The sequence below is a fragment of the Alcaligenes aquatilis genome, from assembly GCF_003076515.1.
Classification (GTDB): Bacteria; Pseudomonadota; Gammaproteobacteria; order Burkholderiales; family Burkholderiaceae_B; genus Alcaligenes; species Alcaligenes aquatilis.
On sequence record NZ_CP022390.1, the window covers coordinates 1,607,760 to 1,624,508 of the forward strand.

General features: G+C 55.0%; 13 protein-coding genes, 1 pseudogene and 1 riboswitch. Of the genes and pseudogenes, 8 read left to right on the forward strand and 6 right to left on the reverse strand.

The genetic code is table 11. The features are described from left to right. Window positions 1–25: 25 nt before the first annotated feature. Window positions 26–460 carry a hypothetical protein gene (locus CA948_RS17610; RefSeq protein WP_159086127.1) on the forward strand — a complete coding sequence of 145 codons (435 nt, stop codon included), beginning with the start codon at window positions 26–28 and terminating at the stop codon, window positions 458–460. After that, window positions 457–2,166: a sulfate adenylyltransferase gene (locus tag CA948_RS07420; RefSeq protein WP_094197198.1), complete on the forward strand. Its 1,710-nt coding sequence runs from the start codon at window positions 457–459 to the stop codon at window positions 2,164–2,166. Before CA948_RS17610 ends, CA948_RS07420 begins: the two co-directional genes overlap by 4 nt. A gap of 64 nt (window positions 2,167–2,230) precedes the next feature. Here CA948_RS07420 and CA948_RS07425 read toward each other — a convergent pair. After that, a pseudogene (locus CA948_RS07425) lies at window positions 2,231–3,437 on the reverse strand (MFS transporter). A gap of 120 nt (window positions 3,438–3,557) precedes the next feature. On the opposite strand from CA948_RS07425, the gene CA948_RS07435 reads away from it, so the two are divergent. Further along, the gene (locus tag CA948_RS07435) at window positions 3,558–4,490 is read left to right on the forward strand and encodes a LysR substrate-binding domain-containing protein (RefSeq protein ID WP_108728725.1); all 933 of its coding nucleotides are present in this window, start codon (window positions 3,558–3,560) and stop codon (window positions 4,488–4,490) included. 281 nt (window positions 4,491–4,771) lie between these two features. Here CA948_RS07435 and speE read toward each other — a convergent pair whose 3' ends face one another. Both speE and CA948_RS07445 read right to left on the reverse strand, forming a co-directional pair. Then, complete coding sequence (speE, locus tag CA948_RS07440; RefSeq protein ID WP_108727698.1) at window positions 4,772–6,049, reverse strand: polyamine aminopropyltransferase; 1,278 nt, start codon at window positions 6,047–6,049, stop codon at window positions 4,772–4,774. Window positions 6,050–6,223: 174 nt separating this feature from the next. Beyond that, window positions 6,224–7,258 carry a sensor histidine kinase gene (locus CA948_RS07445; RefSeq protein WP_238988664.1) on the reverse strand — a complete coding sequence of 345 codons (1,035 nt, stop codon included), beginning with the start codon at window positions 7,256–7,258 and terminating at the stop codon, window positions 6,224–6,226. Between the two features lie 904 nt (window positions 7,259–8,162). Between CA948_RS07445 and CA948_RS07450 the strand changes: the two genes are divergently transcribed. Both CA948_RS07450 and CA948_RS07455 read left to right on the forward strand, forming a co-directional pair. Further along, a complete protein-coding gene (locus CA948_RS07450) occupies window positions 8,163–8,786 on the forward strand; it encodes a helix-turn-helix domain-containing protein (RefSeq protein ID WP_094197202.1) in 624 nt (207 codons plus the stop codon). A gap of 202 nt (window positions 8,787–8,988) precedes the next feature. Further along, the gene (locus CA948_RS07455; protein ID WP_108727700.1) at window positions 8,989–10,683 is read left to right on the forward strand and encodes a methyl-accepting chemotaxis protein; all 1,695 of its coding nucleotides are present in this window, start codon (window positions 8,989–8,991) and stop codon (window positions 10,681–10,683) included. Between the two features lie 5 nt (window positions 10,684–10,688). On the opposite strand, the gene CA948_RS07460 is transcribed toward CA948_RS07455, so the two are convergent. Next, entirely contained in the window at window positions 10,689–11,264 is a 576-nt protein-coding gene (locus CA948_RS07460; RefSeq protein WP_094197204.1) for a TMEM165/GDT1 family protein, read from the reverse strand. Next, a riboswitch (yybP-ykoY riboswitch) is annotated at window positions 11,265–11,442 on the reverse strand. A gap of 90 nt (window positions 11,443–11,532) precedes the next feature. On the opposite strand from CA948_RS07460, the gene CA948_RS07465 reads away from it, so the two are divergent. Then, on the forward strand, window positions 11,533–13,104 hold the full coding sequence (locus tag CA948_RS07465) for a glycosyltransferase family 39 protein (RefSeq protein ID WP_094197205.1): 1,572 nt from the start codon (window positions 11,533–11,535) through the stop codon (window positions 13,102–13,104). Here CA948_RS07465 and CA948_RS07470 read toward each other — a convergent pair. Continuing rightward, entirely contained in the window at window positions 13,101–14,009 is a 909-nt protein-coding gene (locus CA948_RS07470) for a LysR family transcriptional regulator (RefSeq protein WP_108727701.1), read from the reverse strand. The two genes, CA948_RS07465 and CA948_RS07470, sit on opposite strands and share 4 nt — an antisense overlap. A 125-nt stretch (window positions 14,010–14,134) precedes the next feature. On the opposite strand from CA948_RS07470, the gene CA948_RS07475 reads away from it, so the two are divergent. After that, window positions 14,135–14,761 carry an FMN-dependent NADH-azoreductase gene (locus CA948_RS07475; RefSeq protein WP_094197207.1) on the forward strand — a complete coding sequence of 209 codons (627 nt, stop codon included), beginning with the start codon at window positions 14,135–14,137 and terminating at the stop codon, window positions 14,759–14,761. Between the two features lie 442 nt (window positions 14,762–15,203). On the opposite strand, the gene ribA is transcribed toward CA948_RS07475, so the two are convergent. Then, complete coding sequence (ribA, locus tag CA948_RS07480) at window positions 15,204–15,875, reverse strand: GTP cyclohydrolase II (RefSeq protein WP_094197208.1); 672 nt, start codon at window positions 15,873–15,875, stop codon at window positions 15,204–15,206. A gap of 310 nt (window positions 15,876–16,185) precedes the next feature. Here ribA and CA948_RS07485 point away from each other — a divergent pair, with 310 nt between their 5' ends. Next, on the forward strand, window positions 16,186–16,698 hold the full coding sequence (locus CA948_RS07485; RefSeq protein WP_094197209.1) for a hypothetical protein: 513 nt from the start codon (window positions 16,186–16,188) through the stop codon (window positions 16,696–16,698). Window positions 16,699–16,749 lie beyond the last annotated feature (51 nt).

A 16,749-nucleotide genomic window follows, 5' to 3' on the forward strand; every position in this document is an offset into this window, starting at 1 on the left:
CTGTCTCCTACTTTGGTATAACTCGATGATTTTTCTCGTGATTGTAAGTAATACTAGGACAGTTCCTGCGGGATCTGGCCATGAAAATCTAGGGCTTATCACCTATACCCAATTTGAATTTCAAGGCAGATCTCCTGGGGCAAGCAACCGCCGCAGCATCATGGGCCACGGTGAAGATCACCTCACCTGCCAAGCAGCCCGACACGGTGCCTGTATCCCTGTCGTCATGCCGTATCAAACGACCGCAGCAAAACGATGCGCAAGCGGTACTCAAGCCAGCGCTGCATCACCTGTTCGGACAAGGATTTTTCGTCCGACATCACAAGAAGAAATAGAGCGTTTGAAAGCAAAGAGCATCTGCTCCGGCCCAGAGCACATCTATCACCCAACACCAGAAAAACGCCCCGACAAACAACTATCTTTCATCATCACGCGGGGCACATTAAAGGAGGCAATATGAAGCACTCAACATTGAACTTTGACCGCTACCCCCAGCAGCCGCATGGTGGGACGCTGGTCAACCAGGTCGTCCCGGAAGATCGCGTCAAGGACGAGATCGAACGTGCGCGCTCCCTGCCCAGCATCCGCGTGGATCTGGAGGCGGTCATCACCATCGAGATGATTGCGACCGGGGTGCTCTCTCCCAACAAGGGCTTCATGAACGAGGCCGACTACAACTCCGTGCTCAAAGAGGGTCGTTTGAGTAATGGTGTGGTGTGGCCTGTGCCCTTGAGCTTTGCTCCCATTGGCGATCGCAACCGCGACATTATCAAAGACCTTTCGGTTGGCTCTGAAGTGGCGCTGACCAATAGCGACAACGAACCAGTTGCCATCCTTAGCATCGAGGACATCTTCTCCTACGACAAGGAGCAGCGCGCCCAGCAATTGTTTGGCACGACAGACAGAAACCACCCCGGTGTGGATTCCATTTACCGACGCATGGGCGATGTGTCCCTGGGCGGCACCTTGCACCTGCTGCAGCGTGTGGACTGGGGCCCATTCGAGAAACTGCGGCGCGAACCCAAGGACACCTGGCATCTGTTCTACGAAGAAAAGAAATTCAATTCCGTGGCGGGCTTTATCACCGGCGCAAACCCACTGCACCGGGGCCACGAGTACATTCACCGCAATGCGCTGGAGGGGATTGATGGCCTGTTCCTGCAGCCACTGGTAGAGATGGCCAAGCGTGAATACGTGCGCCATGAGTTCCGCATGATGGCCTACCGGAACGTGCTCGATACCTACTACCCCAAGGACCGCGCCATCCTGTCACCGTTGCGTGTCACCTATATTTTTGCGGGTCCGCGCGAAACCATTTTGCATGCCCTGATCATGAAGAACTACGGGTGTACTCACGCCCTGATTGGGCGGGATCACGCCGGGATTGGCAGCTACTACGACAAGTACGCCAGCCACAGCATTTTTGATCAGTTCAGCCCCAAGGAAATGGGCATTGATGTGCGCCTGTTCCACGAGGTGTTTTACTGCACTCGCTGCGCCTGCCACGCTACTTCCGAGACTTGCCCGCACGATGATCGCTTCAGGCTGACCATCTCCGGCACGGGCATTCGTGAGATGCTGCGTCACGGCATCATGCCGCCCAAGGAGATTTGCCGCCCCGAATCCATCCTGCCCGCCATGCAAGGCGTGCAACCCAAAGGTCTTTGCGAGGAAGGCGAGGCGATTCAGCCCGTCAGCAAGGTGATCCAGAGCATGTTCCCCTACTACACCCAGTACACCCGTCTGGGCGGGGCCAAGCGCAGCGAACCGCTGGATCCATCTCAACTGACGGTGCGTGATCTAGAAATCGCCAGTCACGACGTCCGACACCATGCGGGGGATATTTATAACGGTGTCTACACCGAGTACAGCGCCGTGGTGGACCATAACCGCAGCATGCAAGCCGCCTGGATTGAAGATGCCCGTGCTGCCTTGCGCTTTCAGCAAGAGCGTCTGATCAGCGATCTGGAAGAAAAACAGCAGCAAGCACCGGAAGAGGCCTCGGACGAGTTCATGTATCAGGACAAGCAAGAGGTCGTGCGGGAACTGCATTCAGCCCGCAGCCTACTGGACGATATTCCAGCGGTGATCTCTGCCAAGCAATTGACCACACGTACCTGGAACGTCCTGCCCTACCAGCGCTATCGTGGGGCGGATAAGGAATAAGGCGGTATCTTGCTACACCGTCCTGCTTGGATTGAGATCGGGCAGGACGGCCCGTGGCAGATGCCTATCTCGATGATGGAAAACCATGTGAGCGAGCAACTCCAGTGACCACTAATGCCGCGACAAGCAGCACCAGCACACTCCACGGAAAGGCAGACACGCTGAAGGTTTCGAGCAAAATGCCGCCGACAATTCCGCCACCAGCAATAGCGATGTTCCAGACCGTCACCATCATGGACTGCGCTACGTCGGTGGCTTCCCCTGCCGTCTTGGCCAAAGCCGTTTGAAAGAGCGTCGCCGAACCACCAAAGGCTAGCCCCCAGACGGCGACAGACGCGTAGACAGCAGCCGGTACGTTGCCGACAAGGCCAAGTGCCAATGCGGCAAGCGCGAACAAGGTCGTGCTGATCAGTACCAGTTCACGCAAGCGGCGGTCGATCAACACACCCACAATCCAGATGCCCAGTAACGCAGCGACGCCAAAAACCAGCAGGACAAGATCGATCCGATCCGCGATGCCAACCGGGACGAGAAAGGGGGCTATGTAGGTGTAGAGGATGTTATGGGCCAGCACATAAACTAGCGTGACAAACAGAATCGGCCGAATGCCCGGTAAAGTAAAAACCGTCCTGAGTGCAAACCCCTTTCCGCGTGCTTGTCCTGGAAAGTCCGGCACCTTGGCAGTCACCCAGACCACGAGAATCACCGTCAGAATGCTCATAAGACCAAAAGTCACGCGCCAACCCCAAGCCGCACCCAGAAAAGTGCCGGCCGGAATGCCCAGGGAAAGTGCAATCGGCGTACCTGCCATGGCGATCGCGATGGCGCGGCCCTTCAGGTGCTCGGGCACCATGCGGGCCGCATAGCCGGCCACCAAGGCCCACAACAGTCCTGCAAATACACCAGCAAAGAAACGGGCGACAAGTGTGATGGTATAGCTGTCAGAAACAGCCGTCACCGCATTGACAACAGCGAAGCCGCTGATGGCGATCAGCAACAATGGCCGACGCCACCAATACCAGTGCGGCGGTGGAGACAATGGGCTTGCTCACGGAGGCCAGGCGAAAGACCGTATCCACCGTCATCGCACGACGACTTTCATGGTCGGCCCAGCCGTAAGCCTGGTGATGGATCAGCTTGCCATCGCGGGCCACCAGCACGACCGCACCGACCAGGCGGCCTTGGTCCAGTGCCTGTTGAGCTATGGTCTGTACACGGGTGGAAAGATGCGCAGGCGGGGCGTCGGCGCATCGCGTAATTACGGAAGTCATTACAGGTAATTCCTTTCATCAGTGGACCCAAACGTCATGATAGAAAGCCTGAAATTAAAGAAAAAGTCAGGTAGAGTTCCGTGTTAAGCGGAACTTTATGTCCGTAATTGAGGGGTGATGATGGACAGTCTCAACAGCTTCGTGGTGTTCGTCCAAGTGGCTGAAGTGCGCAGCTTCGTTGCAGCTGGTCGGCTGCTGGGCGTGTCGGCCTCTGCGGTTGGTAAGAGTGTGGCGCGGCTGGAGGAAAAGCTGGGTGTGCGCCTGTTCCACCGTAGCACTCGCAGTGTCTCGCTGACAGCCGAGGGCTCGCTGTTCCTGGAGCGCAGCCGCCGCATCCTTGCCGAAATCGAGGCGGCAGAACAGGAACTGTCGCAGGCGACGACTATGCCGCATGGCCGGTTGCGAGTCAGCCTGCCTTTAGTCAGCTCGCTGTTACTGCCCGTGCTCGGCGAGTTCATGCGCGAGTACCCGGAGATCGAGCTGGACCTGGATTTCAGCGACCGGCTCGTTGATGTGATCGAGGAAGGTTTCGACGCCGTAGTCAGAACGGGCAACCCCACTGACTCGCGCCTTTCCGCTCGTCGGCTTGGCTCTTTTCGTTCGATGTTGGTCGCCTCACCCGACTATCTGGCGCGGCAAGGAATACCCCAAGTACCTGCTGATCTGCTGAATTACACCTGCCTGCACTACCGCTTTCCCAACAGCGGCAAGCTGGAGCCGTGGGCCTTGCACCGCGCGACCGATGAGCCCGAACTGACGCTACCAACTTCGATGATTTGCAACAACATCGAGACACGCGTGTGCTTTGCCGTGCAGGGTTTGGGCATCGCCTATCTGCCAGAATTCTCGATCAGCGAGCCTCTGGCAGATGGGCGGCTACAAACCGTTCTGGACGACTATGCAGAACGCACTGGCGTTTTCTACATCCTCTGGCCTGCCAGCAAACATCCTTCGCCCAAAGTCAGAGCCTTCGTCGATTTCCTGTGCGCCCGTGTGTTTCCGGCTGCTCTGGACACGTCTCAAACCCAAGCCCGCCGCGTGAGCGGCCAATAAATGCCCACCCTCAATCCGCTCCACTTCCCACGCCTGCACTGCTGCACACCGTTGCGATGCCCCACCCCTGCCCTAGGGCGGACTTTTGACGCGCGCCTGAGCGTATATTGACCTTGTCTCAGCCATTGCTAAACCTGCTCTATAAAGCTTCGACTCAGTGCGACACATGGCGCACTGACAGCATCGCGGACAAAAAAAGCCCCTGATCTACTTGAGATCAGGGGCTCTATTTCTAGCAAAGTCAGCGGATCGCCAAGCTTTGGCCGTTTATCGCGGGCGGCCTAACAGACCTCTTCCAGATTGGCCTCGTTCACCGGCATCAGGCGGCGGTAGAAAGTAGGCAGAGCAAACAAGGCGCCATGAAGATCAGCGTTGTAGAACTGCAGAGAATCCTGATTCTCGCTGCTCATGCGCTGTTCCAGACGTTCCTGGATTTGCTCGGCGCAGAACGCACGCGGGTTCAGCTCGTCGGAAGCAATCGCCAGCCCCCAGTAAGAACCGTACAGCGGAATATGCAGACCGTAACCATGCACCTGCGCAAACACGCTGGCCAGGGATGCGCTCAGGTTCTTGACCTGCTGGCTTTCGTGGAAAGGCGAACCCAGGTGCAAGACCAAAGCACCACCGCTTGCCAGCGCGCGTTTGCAGGACTCAAAGAACGCGGCGGTGTACAAAGGACCAGCCGGCGTTTCGGGGTCGGTCAGATCCAGGTAAATCAGATCAAACCGCTCCTGTGTATTGGCCAGAAATTTCGCGCCGTCTTCAATCTGAATCTGCACACGCGGGTTATCAAAGGCCCCCTTATGAATAGACTGCAAGTGCTCGCGAGCCACCTCGATCACTTCGCCATCCAGCTCAACCAAGGAGACTCGCTCCAGGCTGGGGTACTTCAACAGTTCTTCCAGGGCACCACCATCACCACCGCCCACAATCAAGGCGCGACGTGGATTGGGGTGTGCCATGGCGGCCGGGTGAATCAGGCCCTCGTGGTAGAAGAACTCTTCGGCCTCGGAGGTCATCATGCAGCCGTCCAAGCGCAAGGTCGTACCCAGGGTTTCGGAACGCAGCAATTCCAGACGTTGGAAAGCGGTCTGACGCTCCAGCAAACGCTCGGTAAAGCGAAAGCCGTACAAGGCATCCTGGTTCAGGTTTTCCGTCAGCAGTTCGCCTGCATGAGCCGGGCCATCGGCCTCGCCACGCCACAAGCGATTACGCTGGGCCTGGCCGGGCTTGAAAGCCTGCTCAATACCGTTAATCAGGCGGGTCGCCTTGCCTGAGTTGTCTTGCATGAAGTTGCAAACATACACGTCCAGCGTCACGCCGTCGCGCTCTGGCCAGGTATGAATGGCTAAATGAGACTCCGCCAGCAGCAGGACACCGGTGACACCACCGGGCTGCCCTTCAAACTCGGGAAATGCCTGCCACTCTTCACCAACAATCGTCAGCCCAGCATCGATCGTCTGCTGGCGGCAAAAATCAGCCAGTTTCTGGGCATCGATCAGCAGCTCCGGGCTGCATGCACATTGGTAAAGGTCTGCGGTCAAGTGCAAGCCTTGCATAATCGTGTGCTCCTTTAACGGATTTTGCGCTCCCTACCAACGAGATGACCGCAACATAAAAACTTCAAAGCGAGGTGCACCTGAAAAGGCGATCACCTCGCTTCATCGAAAAGAGGGCAAATTGTACCTTATATCAAACTTAAATATATGAAAATAACCCTATTTTAGGGAAGATTAAGGTATATACGACGCGGAAGGCAACAAAACCAATTCCATGACCAAATGTGCGCCTGCCCCTGGGTGATCCTTGAAGTACACCCTGCCCCCGTGATGCTGGACAATCGAGCGCAAAATGGACAAACCCAGACCACTGCCTTGCACCTGTTGGCCGGGCAGGCGATAGAACTTGTCAAACACCTTATCTTTATAAAGAGGATCAATACCCGGGCCTTGATCCAGGACGTCGATACAGGCCCAACCCATTTGGCCAGGCCGCAAACGCAAGGTCACCACCGTATCCGCAGCAGAGTACTTCAAGGCATTTTCCAAGGCATTGCGCAGCGCCACTAGCAAAGGAACCACATCCACTCTGGCCCACATGTTGTGCGAAGGTAAATCCAGGCAAATACGGTGGCGCTGTTCATTGAAAGAGCGCAGGCTCAGGCGCAACACCGCACGCAAATCTGACGTGCGCCACTCCCGGCTGCCAACCCCTTCATACTCGATGCGATTTAGACGCGTCAAATCGTCGAGCAGCACATCCACCCCTCGAACTTTTTCTCGTAACTTCATGTAAATTTTGCCAGCCCAGGCTGACGGGGTGGACTCTAACTGCAGCAATTCAATGTAGCCGCTGATGGCCGCCAGCGGAGAGCGTATTTCATGAGCGGCCACTGCAAAACAGTCTGCCCGGTCCCGTTCTTTTTGCATTTGTGCGCTGACATCACGAATCATCAATAAAGTGGCCGTAGCGGGAGCTGGCGCAGCATAGGAGTGAAACTCCAGCGCACGCCGGCGCTCACCTTCGCCATCCCGGTGCATACAATAAAAGGGATGATGGGCGCGGTAAATAGCCTGGCTAATTCCAGGCAGCAAATACGCTAAATCGGCCTGCAGTCCATTTTCGAGACGTTGAAAAAAATCCAGAAAATCATTTGTGTGATTGACTAACTCCGGAATACCCAACAAGTTGCGCATGGCCCGATTACAGCCCTGCAGCATCCCGCTGGAATCAAACATAGCAATCGCATCCGGCAAGGCATCGAGCATTTGCTCCGAACAATGCGATCTTTCATAAGTTAGCCTGGGCCATTTAGGAACACTCGCTTGATTAAACAAGCGTTGCCCCATTAAAAAACTGGTAAATAATGTGAGCAACAAGCCAATCCCCTATTTCTGCCCCAAAACAAGCACTGTGCCTGCCTCAGTGCGTTCTCAATCGCCATGCCGCCAAAGATCAGGCCCCGAAACTACGCCTGCTTTTTTTTGGGATGGGATTATCGACACGCCGATATCCTGCATCGGCCTGGGTGAAACAAACGATCAATTGCCTAATAACTTTATTTCATTACCAATAAGAAAAATGGCGGGAAAGGTATCATTAATTTTAAAAAGCCTGGCTCCAAAATGACGCGCCATAATGCTTAAAATCACAAACAGCCGTATCATAAGACGCACAACGCTGATTGTAGAAAACGAGGAGACTTGCATAAAATAGATTCCTATTTATTTCATAAAGGCAGGCTGGGATCAAGGTCAATACCAACAAAAAACACTAGGGTGCAAACACCCTGATTTCCTGGTTTGGCAGCCCCGTCACGATCCCGGACACCTATTTGTTGCGCTAGAGGACAAGTGTGTTCAAGGGCCTACACTGGAAGGTCCGGTAACACGACAGCACAAGGGATACGCGTAAAATCAGCAGGGCGAGTCCAGGTTCACAGGCCCGCCAGATTAAAGTGATTCCCTGAAGAAACATGAACATCTGAAAATCGGAGATATTAGAAGCATGTGTGTCAAATACTCTGCCTATCACTGGGCATGAACAGGCCACTTCCCATTGCCAGTATTAGTATTTCAGTACTTACTAATATCGTCTCTACACTCTGCACTGCTACATCGGGGCCCTTTCTTTCACTACCCCGGTCTGGCCTGCTTTCATTTTTTTGACTCCATGAACGACGCCGTTTACTCCACTCGGCAGGCTGCTGATTTACTAGGTGTGTCCGTACGCACCGTACAACTTTGGGTAGAAGCCGGGACCTTGAAGGCCTGGAAAACCCAAGGCGGCCACCGACGCATTGACCGCGACTCCGTGCAAACCATTTTGCAAGAGCGCCAAGGGCGAGGTAGTGCGCAACTACCCGATGCCCCCACCCCCTCAAGCCTGCCCGTTGGCAACGATGAACCTTGTCTGCGCGTGCTGGTCGTTGAAGACGATCTGGATCTGCTGGCTATTTACCGTATGGCCATGGAACATCTGCCCTTCCCGATTGAACTGCGTTGTGAGCAGGATGGGCTCAAAGGTCTGATTGCTGCAGGCAATTTCTACCCCGATGTCCTGATTGTGGACCTGAACTTGCCCAAGCTCGATGGCTTTGCCATGCTCAAAGCCCTGGCGGACGCCCCCGAAACCGGACATACCCAGATCTACGTCATTTCCGCTCTGAGTGCCACCGACATTCACGCACGCGGTGGCCTGCCCGGCAACGCCACAGCCCTGGCCAAGCCCATTCCTATCGCCTTGCTTTTGCAACTGCTCAGCGAAGCCTTCCACGCCCAGTACCTGCCCTCCTGAGCGCCTCTTTCCCCCTGTATCAGCACGGATCAATTTTTTCAGTTTCAACCCATTTGTGACAATGATTTTCATTTGATTATCAATTTTTTATTTTTAGACATAAAAAACGGATCAAATGATACTATTCACGAAAATTCACAACAAGAAATTGATCCGTTTATCGCGCGTCTTTTGCTGATACAAAAATATAAAGGGGAAGGTTATGCGCAAGAACCTACCAATTACCGGCATCGAAACCGAGCTGCTGGACGAACAATATCTCATCTCCAAAACTGACCTGGCCGGGCGCATCATCTATGCAAACCCGGCCTTTGTCGAGGTAAGCGGCTTTAGTCGGGCGGAGTTGATTGGCGAGCCACACAATATCGTGCGCCACCCCGATATGCCCTCCGAGGTTTTTGCAGATTTGTGGCATACCCTAAAGCAGGGGCGTTCGTGGGTTGGAGTCGTTAAAAACCGCCGTAAAGACGGCGGTTTTTATTGGGTTCTAGCCCATGCCAGCCCAATTATTGAACAAGGTGAACTAACCGGCTTTGCCTCGGTACGGGTACGGGCAAAACCTCAAGCTATTCAAGCCGCTGAACAGTTCTATCAGGAACTGCGCGAGGGCCGAAATCGTTCACGGGCCATACGCGCTGGCAATATTACGGTCCGCAGCTGGCAGCGCCCTTTTGCAGGACTACGATTTTTATTTGGCCCCAGTTTACTGGCGGCTTTTCTGCGCAAAGGCATATTGAATCTGGGTATTACCGGCGGGATTATTGCCATGATTCTGAATACGGAAATGCCACAGCAAAGCATGACTCTGCTGGCCAGCTCCCTGGGCGTGGGCACGTTGATAATTTTGGGCTATCAAGCGATCTTGATGCGGCGTGTTTTGGGATCGTTTAAAACAGCCACGCACATCGCTCAACAAATTGCAGCGGGCAATCTGACAGTCAATACACGTGGGCCTGCTGTCAAAAACCTGGAGACACTGGGTCAAAACCTGGACCTGATGCGCAAAAGCCTGATGAGCATCAGCACGGACGTGGACCAGAGCTGCAGAAACAATCAGCGGGTATCACGCAAGCTCTCTGACAATAGTGCCTTGCTGGAAGCACGCACTCAAGAACAAGCGTCCTCCATGCAAGAGACTACCGCCAGCATGAGTTCATTTGGGCAAACCGTCTTGCAAACGGCAGACAATGCCAAGGCCAGCCATGAACTGGCCAGCCGCAGTGCTGATATTGCCAGTCGTGGCAATGAGGCGGTTCAGAAGGTCAGTTCGTCCATGCAACAGATTCTGGAAAGCTCGCAGCATATTGGCAATATCGTCTCGATGATCAACAACATCGCCTTTCAAACCAATATCCTGTCAATCAACGCGTCGATTGAATCAGCACGGGCTGGAGAAGCCGGTAAAGGTTTTGCGGTGGTCGCGTCTGCCGTGCGTTCGTTGGCCCAGCAAGCAGCCCAAGCGGCCGATGAAATCAAGCAACTGGTCACTCAAACCCAAACACTCAGTGCCGAAGGGGCGAATCATGCAGCGCATGCGGGCCAAACCATGCAGGAAATTCTGACGTCGGTCTCTGAAGTAGCGGGTTTGATGGGTGAAATCTCTACCGCTACCAGTGAACAAAGCATTGGTTTGAGCCAACTGACCCAAGCCCTGAAACAAGTGGATCAAATTACCACCGACAATGCCGCTCTGGTTCATGATTTGAGCGAAACCGCTCAAGAGTTGAATCAGAACGGTGCCCAGTTGCAAGAGGCGATCAGTGTCCTCAATCATGGAAAAAGCGCGCCTACCCACTCGCCTGTGCCTTTGACTCTGGCACCCATTGTGAATATGGATACCGCTCGTCGCAGGTCAACCCATCCGGGCCGACTACGGCAAGTGGTATCCAACCCCTAGCTATGCTAGAACCCCAGGCTTTGGGTGCCGCCCAACAGGGCCAGCACACCCAGCACAGCAAAGATACCGGCTGCAATCCGGTGGACCAACTGAATAGGCAAACGGCGGGCGATGCGCTCACCGAACAAAACGGCCGGAGCGTTGGCCAGCATCATGCCCAAAGTCGTGCCTAGCACCACAAAACCGAATTCTTGATATTGAGCGGCTAAAGCGACCGTGGCGATTTGGGTTTTATCGCCCATTTCAGCCAGGAAAAAGGTGACCAGGGTGGTCCCGAACACACCAAAGCGAGTACGTGTGGCCTCTGCATCGTCGATCTTGTCGGGAATCAGAATCCAGATGGCCATGGCCAGAAAGGAAATACCCAGCACCCAACGCAGCACTTCAGGATCCAGCAATGCCGGAACCCAGGCACCAATGGCACCAGCCAGACCGTGATTGACTAAGGTTGCTATGAAAATAGCGAGAATAATGGGCCAAGGGCGTTTGTAGCGGGCTGCGAGAATAAAGGCGAGCAACTGGGTTTTGTCCCCAATTTCTGCTAGAGCAACCACACCCGTGGAGATAAACAACGCTTCCATAACAACTCCTGGCCGGATACGAGACGAATGACCACAAACCCTCCCGGCCAAACGCGAAGGTCTATGGTCAAAAGTCTTGCCAGGCTAAGTTGCTACCAGCGCCATGACCCTGTATAGGTCAAGTATGTTGACGCTGATCTTCGCTCATTCGAAGCGGCTACTCCCTAATGACGAAGCGCATCGTAGCCCAGATTAGTGCGCCTGTCCAATCGGTGATTTTCAACGCACTGGAAGTACACTTAATTATTTTTACGCTTTCGTCCTACGCATGATTGCCCAAACCCCAGCGTCTACCCCATCCGACACCTACCAGCGCTATGTGCTGCTGTATCTGTTATTCATGGTTTTGTTGTGGTCCGTTTTGATGGCTATTAGCCACAAAGCGCCTGACCTGGACGGCATGGAAGAGCTGGTCTGGTCGGCCAGTTTTGAGCTGGGCTATCTGAAACATCCCCCCTTCCCCTCGTGGGTGATGGCCGCCTTAACCAGTATGCTCGGACGCCCGGCCTGGCTGACCTTTGCAGCAGGCATGACAGCCTCGGTGCTGGGACTATGGTTTATCTGGAAACTGGCCTGCGAGTTCCTGAATCCTGAGCGCGCCTTGATGGTCTTGCTGATCAGCTCTGTCTGTATTTACTTTTCCTTGCGCGGCACTATTTTTAATCACAACACGGCCCAGCTGTGGTCCGTAACCGCCGCGACCTGGTTTTTCTATCGTGCCAGCCGGGACCAGAAACCGGCAGACTGGTTGTGGCTGGGCGCAGTCGCGGCGCTGTCTACCGTCACCAAATACAGCGCCGTTATTCTGTTCACCGCCTTCTTTTTGTATTTCCTGCGCAGCGGCATGTGGCGTCAACGACAAACCTGGGTAGGCGTGGGTCTGGCCCTGCTTGCCTATGTACTGGTTTTGTCCCCCCACCTGTACTGGCTGGTAAAGCATGACTTCGCCCCCTTCCGATATATGGATGGCTCGCTGGAAACGCATACTCGTTGGCAGGCCTACAAAGAGCTACTAGCTTTTAGCCTGGACCAACTAGGGCGACTGAGCCCCATGATAGTGGCCATGATCGCGCTGGGCATCTGGAACCATCGGGACAAGAAAAAGCGGGCTCAGTCGGATACCGCCCTGCAAGACAAGCAGCGCTATGCCGATGCGATTTCCCGCAGCGATAAGCAGTTTGTGCTATGGGTAGGCCTGACCCCCATGATCAGCACAGTCTTGATTTCAGCCATTATGGGCACCCGTCTGGTGGCCTCTTGGGCCACGACGTTCTTTGTGCTGTATGGCTTTTTTGCCTTGTGGATCCTGCATGGCCAGGACAAGATTCAGTTGCGCCGTATCGCCATTATTGTGATCGTGCTGCAGATTCTGCTGGCATCGGGCTATGCCTTGGCCCGTGGTCCACTGGCCTGGCATACAGGCCGGGATTCTCGCTCCACCTTCCCCGGCCCCGAGGTGTCTGCTCAGATGCAGGCCATCTGGAAAGAGCACATGCCCGGCATCCCCCTAAAGGTCGTGGTAGCGGATACCTGGCTGGGTGGAAATATCGCCGTTCATGCAGGCCAGGACGTCATGGTCTTTATCGATGCCGATCCTGCCGCTTCGCCCTGGCTGAAACTTCCGCAGGATTTGCAATGCGGGGCCCTGATTGTTTACAGCATCCAGACCCGAGGCAAGCCGCCAAAGCCCTTGCTCGAACTGTATGAACAAGCCCCCATCAAGGGGCTGACCGAACAGCGCTGGTCCTCTGAACGCAGCCCCATGATTGATCTGAACTGGGCGATTTTGCCCGCGCAACGCAGTTGTCCCTTTACAGCCACTGCAGGCCACGACGGTTAAATCTGCGGGTGATGCACTGGCAGTTGCTCACCCAGGTAATCCAGAAAATGCCGCACCGCCGGGGCCATGCCTCGGCGGGAGGCAAATACGGCGTGAATGATCCCCGGCAAGGGGGCCCACTGCGGCAGGACCTGCACCAAACGTCCAGCTTTCAAGGCATCGCAGCACATATAGTCGGGCAAGATACCCACGCCTATGCCCTGCTCTACCCCCTCACGCAAGGTCAATAAATCCGAGGCCATATAGCGTGGCCTGTGCGTTACCGTCACGCTGGCTCCCTCGGGACCGTACAACTCCCATTCGTTTTGACCTTGCCGAGCCGACATGGCCACCGTGGGCAATTTAACCAAATCTGCCGGGCCTCGCACCGGATCAAACCGCGCCAGCAAGCTAGGCTGGGCGACCAGAATCGCTCCGGTTTCGCCCAGGCGTTTCACGATATAGCTGGCGCTATCGCTGAGGGTGCTGCGTACTCGCAAGGCCACATCAATTCCATCGGCCACCGGATCGACCACACGGTTGCTGACCTCCACCTCCAGCTCAACCTGGGGATAGCGGATCAGAAATTGGGCGAACACGGTCGACAAGACGGTATGTGCCAAGGTGACCGGACAACTGATACGCAAAAGACCACGCGGCTCTTGCTGCACTTGTGCAACAGCGGCATAAGCCGCTTCAGCCTCGTCGCGCATGGCCTGGCAATGACGCAGGAACACCTCCCCGGCCGGGGTCAGAGACAGGCTACGCGTGGTGCGTTGCAACAGGCGCACACCCACTTCGGCTTCAAGGCGGCTAAGACGCCGCGACACGCGCGATGGCGGCATACCCAGGTGCCGAGCGGCTGCGCTGAACCCGCCGCGCTGCACCACTTCGGTAAACAACACCATGTCATTTAAGTCATACATACAGGGATGCTTTCCAGAATTACAAACAAAATTAGAATAATCTTTCTCAGAAAAGCCGGCTTATCAAAGGTATGAGCATCAAACATAATGACACCATTCCTTCATCGCTTTGGACAACAGACATCATGAAACTGCTACACGTAGACTCCAGCATCACCGGCGCCAACTCCGTCTCCCGCGAACTTTCACAATTTGTGGTTGATCAACTGCGCCAGCAAAACGATCAAGTCCAAGTGGAGCATATCGATCTGGCCCTGAACCCGCCCCCTCACTTCTCGGCTGACTCCCTGGGCATGCGCCTGGGCCTGGACCCTGCCACCCTGACCGAACGTCAACGCGCCGAGAATGCGATCACCGAACAATACCTGAACCAGTTTCTGGCCTCGGACGTCATTGTGATTGGCGCCCCCTTCTACAACTTCACCATCCCTAGCCAGCTCAAAGCCTGGATGGACCGTCTGGCTCAAGCTGGTCGCACCTTCCGTTACACCAGCAATGGACCAGAAGGTCTGGCCGGCGACAAAACGGTATATCTGGTTCTGAGCCGTGGTGGCATCTACTCCGAATCGGAGCAAGGCCAGGCCATGGAGCACCAGGAAAGCTATCTGCGCGTGATGTTCGGTTTCATGGGCATAACAGACCTACGTATTGTGTACGCTGAAGGCCTGGGCAAAGCACCTGAGCTGCGCAACCAGATTGTAGAAAATGCCAAAGCCAGTGTCAGCGCCTTGCTGGAAAAGAGCACCGCCTAAAACAGACGCGGTCCGAGTCAATCAGGCCGCAACACTCGCGCCGTCACGCGGCCTCGCTCAGAATCTGATGTTGTTTCAACTCCCAGGGCTGAGCACGCTACGCTCCTGCCAGACTGCGACCTCGGTCCAGTCTGGCTTTGTTTTTTGTCGCATCCGGCTTCTTGTTCCTGCCCGGCGACGGAAAAGGCCCCCTCGCTACGCCTTCGGCTTGCTGCCCCCCAAGGGGGAGCTTTTTGTTTTGGGGCGGCCCGACGACGGAAAGGGCCCCCTCGCTACGCCTTCGGCTTGCTGCCCCCCAAGGGGGGGCTTTTTGTCTTGGGACGGCCCGGCGACAAAAAAGGGCCTATGCATGGCCCTTTATCCTAAGCGTACAAGTCCAGTCTTAGCCCAATGATCCTTGAACCCGTACAGGCGCTCACAGGGCGTCAGGCTGGCCCCGCGCTTATTCGTCTGTCTCCAGCCAATGCCCCAAACGCAAACGCTTGGTATTGAGGTAGGCCTCGTTAAAGGGATTACCTTCAATTTGATGCGGTACACGTTCCACCACATCAATACCGATGTCCTGCAAGGTTTTTACCTTGCGCGGGTTATTGGTCATCAGACGTAGTTTCTGGATACCAACGTGCTCGAGCATATCCTTGCAAATATCGTAGCGACGCATATCGGCCGGAAAACCGAGCTTCTCGTTGGCCTCTACGGTGTCGGCTCCCTGATCTTGCAGCTTGTATGCACGAATCTTGTTCACCAGACCAATGCCTCGCCCTTCCTGGCGCAAATACATCAGGGCGCCACGGCCAGCCGTCGCAATACGTTCCAGCGCCAGTTGCAGTTGAGGGCCGCAATCACAGCGCAGGCTAAATAAGGCATCGCCTGTCAAACACTCGGAGTGCACACGGGCTAGGACGGGATGGCCATCGGCCACGTCCCCCAGGGTCAATAGGACGTGTTCTTTTTGATTGCTGCGCTCTACAAACACATGAATTTGAAAGACAGCCCAAGGCGTGGGCAAACGGCTGGAGCTGACATAGTCCAGTAAAACACCGGGTTTGGCCTGCTGGGCAGCAAGCGCGGAGCCCGATTCTGACGCCAGTGCGGCATCTGGGGTGGATTGCATAATGAGTCTCTGCTGCGGCGAAGAAATGCGGCTTGGCCCCATCCGGGGCGACTTGGCAATGATAGCCCAATTCAGCCGGTTTCTTTCAGTCTGGGACATGATGCTTTTCAGGGCTAATTACCGCTCTTTGCCCACGACACAGGAGTGAAATAATCACCTTATGTTCTTATCCTTATAGCGAAAAATTCTGCTATCCGGTATTCTACGCAACAAGAAAATACATAAAATGTTATGAAACTTACAAATACAGACGATCTATGGCACTTTGTGTTTTTCACTGAGTCCTGATCGTCCTCAGCCCTGATTGATCATGCCCGCCCTTAAGGTCTTTATCCGCTACGTTGTCATTGGGCTTGCTTTAGCCCTGCAACCGTTTGTCGCCCACGGCGCGGCAAGCCAGGCCTGGCCTCAACCGCCCTCACAGCTCAGTCTGGACAGCCCCTACGGCACACTGCAGGTAAGTCAAAGCGATTATGTCTACGAAGCGCGGCTGCAACTGGACGCAAAGACCATAGAGCCAGAGCTAAAAGGGATGATCAATATCCCCTACGCTTTCAAGCAAGCCAACAATCAAACCGCCCTGATTTCAGTCGACAAGGGCCTGGGTGCTTGCTCGATCAATTACCATTGGGTCACCGTATCGTCCCAGGGCTATACCGTCTCGCCAGCCTTTGGCTCATGCAGCGCCAAAATCCGGGTCCGGCATCACGGCCGAACCCTGATTATGGAAACACCCAGCCAGGACAATCCGGCCATGATCGACGAATACCGATACGATGGGCGCAAAATCAGTTTACGCAAGCGCCGTCCACTTATGCAGTAAGGGGAACCTGCAAGGAGCAGCGGACTCAAACGGAACACTGACTATAATCAG

Excerpts from the sequence above, each read along its gene's own strand:
- CA948_RS17610 (WP_159086127.1), top strand. The coding sequence starts at position 26 with ATGATTTTTCTCGTGATTGTAAGTAATACTAGGACAGTTCCTGCGGGA.
- CA948_RS07420 (WP_094197198.1), top strand. The coding sequence starts at position 457 with ATGAAGCACTCAACATTGAACTTTGACCGCTACCCCCAGCAGCCGCAT.
- CA948_RS07435 (WP_108728725.1), top strand. The coding sequence starts at position 3,558 with ATGGACAGTCTCAACAGCTTCGTGGTGTTCGTCCAAGTGGCTGAAGTG.
- speE (WP_108727698.1), bottom strand. The coding sequence starts at position 6,049 with ATGCAAGGCTTGCACTTGACCGCAGACCTTTACCAATGTGCATGCAGC.
- CA948_RS07445 (WP_238988664.1), bottom strand. The coding sequence starts at position 7,258 with ATGCTCGATGCCTTGCCGGATGCGATTGCTATGTTTGATTCCAGCGGG.
- CA948_RS07450 (WP_094197202.1), top strand. The coding sequence starts at position 8,163 with ATGAACGACGCCGTTTACTCCACTCGGCAGGCTGCTGATTTACTAGGT.
- CA948_RS07455 (WP_108727700.1), top strand. The coding sequence starts at position 8,989 with ATGCGCAAGAACCTACCAATTACCGGCATCGAAACCGAGCTGCTGGAC.
- CA948_RS07460 (WP_094197204.1), bottom strand. The coding sequence starts at position 11,264 with ATGGAAGCGTTGTTTATCTCCACGGGTGTGGTTGCTCTAGCAGAAATT.
- CA948_RS07465 (WP_094197205.1), top strand. The coding sequence starts at position 11,533 with ATGATTGCCCAAACCCCAGCGTCTACCCCATCCGACACCTACCAGCGC.
- CA948_RS07470 (WP_108727701.1), bottom strand. The coding sequence starts at position 14,009 with ATGTATGACTTAAATGACATGGTGTTGTTTACCGAAGTGGTGCAGCGC.
- CA948_RS07475 (WP_094197207.1), top strand. The coding sequence starts at position 14,135 with ATGAAACTGCTACACGTAGACTCCAGCATCACCGGCGCCAACTCCGTC.
- ribA (WP_094197208.1), bottom strand. The coding sequence starts at position 15,875 with ATGCAATCCACCCCAGATGCCGCACTGGCGTCAGAATCGGGCTCCGCG.
- CA948_RS07485 (WP_094197209.1), top strand. The coding sequence starts at position 16,186 with ATGCCCGCCCTTAAGGTCTTTATCCGCTACGTTGTCATTGGGCTTGCT.